The sequence below is a fragment of the Pseudonocardia xinjiangensis genome, from assembly GCF_012911925.1.
In the GTDB taxonomy this organism is placed as follows: Bacteria; Actinomycetota; Actinomycetes; order Mycobacteriales; family Pseudonocardiaceae; genus Pseudonocardia; species Pseudonocardia xinjiangensis.
The window spans coordinates 1-4831 of the sequence record NZ_JAAXKY010000258.1 but is presented as its reverse complement, the minus strand read 5'-3'; the positions used below and the strand labels follow the sequence as shown (position 1 = coordinate 4831).

Annotated in this window: 4 protein-coding genes and 1 pseudogene; 3 read left to right on the top strand and 2 right to left on the bottom strand. The window is 72.1% G+C overall.

The window, feature by feature from the left end; translation table 11 throughout:
- Positions 1–177: 177 nt before the first annotated feature.
- Both HF577_RS36500 and HF577_RS36495 read right to left on the bottom strand, forming a co-directional pair.
- Positions 178–2316, bottom strand: coding sequence for a heavy metal translocating P-type ATPase (locus HF577_RS36500; protein WP_169400566.1), 2139 nt, complete (start codon positions 2314–2316; stop codon positions 178–180).
- 12 nt (positions 2317–2328) lie between these two features.
- Positions 2329–2610: a DUF1490 family protein gene (locus HF577_RS36495; RefSeq protein WP_169400565.1), complete on the bottom strand. Its 282-nt coding sequence runs from the start codon at positions 2608–2610 to the stop codon at positions 2329–2331.
- A 219-nt stretch (positions 2611–2829) separates the two neighbouring features.
- Here HF577_RS36495 and HF577_RS36490 point away from each other — a divergent pair, with 219 nt between their 5' ends.
- The 3 genes and pseudogenes from HF577_RS36490 to HF577_RS36480 all read left to right on the top strand — a co-directional run.
- Complete coding sequence (locus HF577_RS36490; protein ID WP_169400564.1) at positions 2830–3693, top strand: amidohydrolase family protein; 864 nt, start codon at positions 2830–2832, stop codon at positions 3691–3693.
- A gap of 469 nt (positions 3694–4162) precedes the next feature.
- Positions 4163–4534, top strand: a complete 372-nt coding sequence (locus tag HF577_RS36485) for an NADH-quinone oxidoreductase subunit A (RefSeq protein WP_211175399.1) — start codon at positions 4163–4165, stop codon at positions 4532–4534.
- Positions 4525–4831 (top strand): annotated as a pseudogene (locus HF577_RS36480) (hypothetical protein); the annotation flags it as partial. The gene HF577_RS36485 and the pseudogene HF577_RS36480, both read left to right, overlap by 10 nt.

Sequence of the window (4831 nt, the reverse complement as noted above, 5' to 3'; positions counted from 1 at the left end):
GGGCGGCGTGCCCGCACGGGGGGCGCAGCCGGCCAGGGGCGCCAGCATCATCGCCCGCAGGATCGCCCGCCGGGACGGGGCCTGCGTCCTGCCGTGCCCGCTCACCTGGAGCTCGCCCTCCCCCGGACCCGCGACGCACACCCTCGACGCTCGGGGGCTCCTGGCGGGAGCGTGAGACTAGCGCTCCAGGCGGTAGCGGATCAGCCGGGAGCTGTTGCCCACCACGGCCACGGACGAGGCGTTGTGCAGGATCGCCGCGATCACCGGGCTCATCGCTCCCCCGGCCGAGACGAGCAGGCCCGCCGCGTTGACCGCGATCGACATCCCGTAGTTCTGCCGGATGAGGCCGATACTGCGCCGACCGAGGTCGCGCAGGTCGAGCAGCTTGCGCAGATCGTCACCGGCCAGCGCGACGTCGGCCGTCTCGACCGCCACGTCGGTGCCCGCCACCCCCATCGCGATGCCGATGTCGGCGAGCGCCAGCGCCGGGGCGTCGTTGGTGCCGTCCCCCACCATGGCGACCGTGTACCCCTCGCTCTGCAGCGACCGGACGAGGTCCTGCTTCGCCTCCGGCGAGACCTGGGCCTGGAACTCGTCGATCCCCAGCTCGGCGGCCACGGCGGCGGCCGTCGCGGGATGGTCACCGGTCAGGAGCACGACGCGGCGCACCCCGTCCGCGCGCAGGGCGTCGAGCACCTGGCGCGACTCCGGGCGCACCGTGTCCCGCAACGACACCAGCCCGACCAGCGTGCCGTCCACGGCCAGTAGCAACGGCGTCTCGGTCGCCCGCTGCAGCTTGCGCACCCAGTCGTGCGCCCTGCGGCTGATCGGCACCTTCTCCCGGCGCAGCAGCTCGCGGCTCCCGATGAGCAGGATCCGGCCGTCGGACTCCACCCGCATCCCCTGCCCGAGCAGCACCTCGCACTCCTCGTGCGGCGGGATCGTGATGAGCCGTTCCTCTGTGGAGCGGATGACGGCCTGGGCCAGCGGATGCCGCGAATGGATCTCGGAGCTGGCGGCGTGGGCGAGCACCTGCTCGGGCGTCCAGTCGTCACGGAAGGAGATGACGTTGGTGACCACGGGACGGCCCATGGTCAGGGTGCCGGTCTTGTCGACGATGAGCGCGTCCATCCGGCCCGCGGCCTCGAGGTGCGCACCGCCCTTGATCAGGATCCCGCGCCGCGCGCCGTTGCCGATGGCCGCGCTGATCGCCGTCGGTGTGGCCAGCCCGACCGCGCACGGGCAGGCGACGAGCAGCATCGTCATGGCCCGGCGGACGTCGCGGGTGACCAGCAGCGTCAACGCCGACAGGGCGAACGAGGTGGGCACGAACCGGCGGGAGAAGTTCTCCCCCACGGTCTGGATCGGCGCCCGGTCGTGCTGGGCCTGCTCGACCCGGTTGATGATCCGGCCGATCGCGGTGTCGGACCCCACCGCCGTCGCCCGCACGACCAGCCGTCCACGCAGCAGCACCGTGCCGGCGGGCAGCTGCGCGCCGACCGTGACGGAGACGGGCAGCTGCTCCCCGGTGATCGCCGCCTGGTCGACGATGCCGTCACCTTCGACGACCTCGCCGTCGACGGGCAGCACGACGCGCTCGTGCACGACGACGTCGTCACCGATCGCGAGCTGGTCGATGTCGACCTCGAGCTCGGTGCCGTCGGCGAGCCGGATCCACGTCCTGGTACGGGCGCCGGTGAGCAGCTCGGCGATCGCGCGCCGGCTCCGGCGCAGCGTCAGGTCCTGCAGGTACTCGCCGATGTTGAGCAGCCACAGCACCGTCAGCGCGACGACGTTCTCGCGCAGCACGAGGCTCGCCACGGTGGCGGCCGAGACGAGGGCGTCGGTGCCGGCTCCCTTGCCGCGTCCCAGCGAGCGCACCGCGCCGCGCAGGAACGGGTAGCCGGTGAAGATCGTGACGCCGGTGGCCACCGTGCGGCTGGTGGGCCCCAGCATCGGCGGCCTGCGCAGCCCGTAACGGCGCAGGCCCAGCGCTGCCAGCGCGACCCCGCCCACGACGAGCCGGACCAGGTCACCGTTGGTCACGTCAGCGGAGCGGGGCGACCGCTCGGCCGTGGCCTGCGGGTCGGCGCCCAGCCCTTTGCCGATCGCCTCGACGACCTCGGTGCGGTCGCAGCGCCGGGGGTCGAACCAGACGACGACGTTGCCGGTGCGCGGGTAGGCGTGCACCTGCCGCACGTGCGGCACGGCGTCGACGGCGTCCTCCACCGCCACCGCGAGAGCGGAGCAACCGGTCAGCTCAGGGGTCGCAAACCGGACGCGGCCCGCCGCGTCCGAGACCACGGTGATCGACACGCGGCGCCCGGGCTAGTGCTCGTGGTTGTTCGCCGACGCCGCCGAGCCCGGCGGAGGGGACTGCTCTCCCAGCTTCCCTCTGGCCTCGCTGAGGATGTCCGCGGTCGTGAGCCGCGCCTTCTCGGCGCCCGTCTCGGCGACACGCGCCCCGCGCAGCCCCCAGGACGTGACGGTGACCGCGGCCCCGTGGATCACGTCGCCGCGGACCAGCTTCTTGACCCCGTCGTAGGCGACCGCGCCCACCACGCCGCTGGCCACCAGACCTGTCGCTCTGCCCAGGAAACCGCCGATCATGCCATCAGCTCCTCGTCCGGAAGAAACAACGAGCCTAGGTGACGAGTTGGGGGTCCTCCGGCGTTCACCGCCCAGATGGCCGACCACATCGACATGAAAACCGTCACCATGCCGTTGGGGATCGGACATCGGCGATGGAAGGCGACACCGCAGCGGCACCCCCGCCCAGGAGTTACTATCCGACACGCCCGCTCACGATCGTATGAAGGAGAAGGTTCGATGGCGTCGTCGGAGAAGGTTCGCGGCCGCGTGGTCGACGCCCACAGCCACATCGGCACGATGGACGCCTGGCAGTTCTACGACCTGAAGGAGCCGGTCAAGCCCACTGTCTACGAGTTCCCCCGGGCCAAGGACTACCTGAGCCACCTCGACGGGCTCGGGGTCGAACGCGGGCTGGTGCTGCCCAACTACGGCATCCCCGTGCAGGAGCACGCCTTCTCGCTGAACGACCTGGTGCTCGATGCGGTCACCGACAACGAACGGCTCGTCGGCGGCCTCTGGGTCTCCTTCCTCCCGCAGAACCGGGACATGACACTGCGGGCCCTCGAGCAGGCGGGCACCGATGGCATCGTCGCGCTCAAGACGACGTTCCTGCTCGGCGGCAACCCGGACCCGACCACATGGGACGAGGAGACGCGCGCGGTCGCCGAGGCCTGCTTCGACGCCGCGGAGCGCCACGGGCTGGTCTTCCACTTCCACACCAGCCCCGGCGGCGCCTCCGACATCGACAACTTCGTCCCGCTCGTCGAGGCCTACGGCAAGCGCGTCAAGATCTACCTGGTCCACTTCGGTGGCGGCGTGAGCGGCCACATCAAGCTCGTCCCCCGCTTCCTCGACTGGGTGGAGCAGGGCTACCAGGTCTACTGCGACACCACCTGGACCATCGGCTTCGGGGCCCGCTGGCTCATGACCGAGATCGAACGCCGGGGCCTCGGGGAGGACCGTGTGCTCTTCGCCTCCGACGAGCCGTGGAGCGACTTCTGGAGCGAGTACTGGAAGATCTACGGCGCCCCGGTCAGCGACGAGCTCAAGCAGCGCATCCTCTGCGACAACTACGACGCGCTCTACGGCACCCGCACCTGACCGCGCCGCCCCGACCCCCGCGGCCGCCGCCCGCTCCCCGACCGCGAGTCGCCCGCTCCGCGCCCGCGAGTCGCCCGTTCCGGGCCCGCGAGTCGCCCGGTTCCGCCCTGCGAGTCGCCCGTTCTGCGCGGACGGACGGCCGCCGCACGAGTCGCCCGACACCGTGTGCAGGGAGCTTCCCCGGCCGGCGGGGCCGTTGATCGCCGCGAGATCCACGTGTTCGCCCTGCGAAGGGCGGAAACCCTCATCTCGCAGCGATCAACGCCGTTTCACTCCCGCGAGTCGCCCGTTTTCGCGTCTTTGCCCTCCGAGGGGCGGAAACCTCATCTCGCGGCGATCAACGCCGGCTGCCCGACGGGTGCAACGCCCTCACCCGTCGGGCGAACACCCGGACGAGCGCTCAGGGTGGACAGTGCCGCCGGGCTGAGTGAGGATGCCCGTGCGGGGTATAGGTATGGGCGTGCCGTCGATGACTGTGGAGGAGGCCGGGTTGAACGAGTTCTGGCCGGTGCTCGTCCTGCTCGGCGTGGTGGTCGCCGGGGTGGTGCTGACCTACGGAGTGGCCCGGGTCCTCGCCGTGCGCCGCACGGCGCTGGAGGTCGCCCCGTTCAGCGGAGGGCTACCCCCGGCCCAGCACGCCTTCTCACGCTTCCACGTCCGCTGGTACCCGGTGACGATGGTCTTCCTGGCCTTCGACATGGAGATGGTGTTCATGTACCCGTGGACGCTGGTCGTGTCGCGGGTCGGGCCGGCCGCGGTGATCGAGATGTTCGCGTTCCTGGCGATCCTCCTGGCCGGGGTGGTCTACGCGTGGCGGGAGGGCGCGCTGCGGTGGACCTGACCGCCCGCCTGCTGCGCTTCGCCGCCGCCCGCCCGCACGTGCTGGTCGTGGCGGCCGCCGGCCACACCGCCGAGCGCCTGGCCGTCGAGGCCGAGCTCGCCCGCCGGGGCTGGCCCGCCGCCATGAGCCCGGCCGACACCGACGTGCTGGTGGTGGCCGGTATCCCCGGACCGGAGCTCGCGCCCGTCATCGAGGCGTTGTGGCAGCAGGTCCCGGCCCCCCGCGCCCGGGCCGACGTCCCCGGGACCACCGTGGTGGGGGCGGTGCTCGACCAGGCCGTGGCCCTCCTCGCCGACC

Coding starts and splice junctions, on each gene's coding strand:
- HF577_RS36490 (WP_169400564.1), top strand. CDS start 2,830: ATGGCGTCGTCGGAGAAGGTTCGCGGCCGCGTGGTCGACGCCCACAGC.
- HF577_RS36495 (WP_169400565.1), bottom strand. CDS start 2,610: ATGATCGGCGGTTTCCTGGGCAGAGCGACAGGTCTGGTGGCCAGCGGC.
- HF577_RS36485 (WP_211175399.1), top strand. CDS start 4,163: ATGACTGTGGAGGAGGCCGGGTTGAACGAGTTCTGGCCGGTGCTCGTC.